Origin of the sequence: Pseudoflavonifractor capillosus (genome assembly GCF_016902575.1) — a bacterium.
GTDB classification, from domain to species: domain Bacteria; phylum Bacillota; class Clostridia; order Oscillospirales; family Oscillospiraceae; genus Enterenecus; species Enterenecus capillosus_A.
In genome coordinates this window covers 1-1,267 of the sequence record NZ_JACSNZ010000107.1, presented here as the reverse complement: position 1 = coordinate 1,267, position 1,267 = coordinate 1, and the positions used below count along the sequence as shown (strand labels likewise).

At 62.4% G+C, this 1,267-nt stretch carries 1 protein-coding gene; it reads right to left on the bottom strand.

Translation table 11 applies throughout. The features are described from left to right. Positions 1-141: 141 nt before the first annotated feature. Complete coding sequence (locus H9X86_RS12060; protein ID WP_243416961.1) at positions 142-1,218, bottom strand: hypothetical protein; 1,077 nt, start codon at positions 1,216-1,218, stop codon at positions 142-144. Positions 1,219-1,267: the final 49 nt, after the last annotated feature.

Here is a 1,267-nt window from a genome sequence, read left to right as displayed (position 1 = left end):
GATTCTGGTTGGCAGCAATCGCTGCCGTCCAAAATCTGCGGTTGCCACAGCGCCGCAGCGCTGTGATTCTATTATTTTTTTCTTTGTCTACTTGACGGGGGGCGGTTCAGGGAGGAGGACGCGAATTTTTGTATTTTTGGCTCAGAGAGGTAGGGCGAGGATCTCCTCTGCCACCTGGTCTGCGGTCTGGTATACGCCCTCAAAGTCCACATGGGGGTTGTAGTAGCCTTCCAGTTGGTCGTGGGTGGCTTTGGCCTGACGCAGCCCGTCCACGGCCTGCTCCACCAGGGCCTGAGCCACCTTCTGGGCAAAGCGCAGCCGGGGGCGGCTGGCACGGTATACCTCCCGGTCCACCATGGCATCCAGCCGCAGGCGGCGGTAGGGGTGGTGGGGCCAGGGGGTGTGGGAGTTGGAAGTGACAAAGGCCAGGGAAAGCTGGGGGAAAATGAGGTGGGCCAAGCGGTGGGGAGCCATGGGATCGGGGCAGGCCACCACCTTGTGGCCGGTGGCCAGACCGGCGGCGAGAATGGGGGCCAGCAGATCGTGGGCCAGGCCGTAGCTGTCCCACAGCTCATACACCCGCTGGGCCTGGCTTTCCACCGTCTCCCACAAAGTGATGCTGCCCTTGTGGGTCACAGCGGAGATGAAGCCTTGAAATTCCTCCCCGGCTGAGGCGGCGGTGGGTTTCAACTCCCGGGCGATGATGCCCCGGGCCCGACGGGCCAGCTTCTGGGTGAGCAGGTCGGAGGACACCCGGTCGTGGATATCCTCCAGCAGTTCCCCGGCTGCCCCCAGACAGCGGTACACCCGCTTATAGCAGGCAGAACAGCCCTTCCCGGCGGAAACGATATCTTCTTTCAGGGGCTGCAGCTCCTTCCAGTTGTAGAAGCGGCTCAAATCCACATACCGCTCCACCACCCCGGCGCAGGCGGGCTCCACCACATGGGGGGCGGTGCCGTCCACAACGGCGGCACCCAGCTGTGGAAGGATTACGGCGTCCAGGGAATCCGGGTCCCCGGAGCAGGGGATTTCTATCACCTCATACCCTGCGGCCTGGGCGTGGCGGGCCACCCGGCGCATGAGGGAGGATTTTCCGCATCCCGCCCCGCCTTTCAAGATGTACACCGCCTGGTACTGGGCAGGGTCTGAGAGCTGATGGTACAGGGAATAAAAGCCCAAAGGGGTGTTGCCACCCAGAAAATATGGAGTGTTTGGCATTGGTCAGGCCTCCTCGGCAAAAGAATTACATCTCAACCTATGCCGGGGG

Coding starts and splice junctions, on each gene's coding strand:
- H9X86_RS12060 (WP_243416961.1), bottom strand. CDS start 1,218: ATGCCAAACACTCCATATTTTCTGGGTGGCAACACCCCTTTGGGCTTT.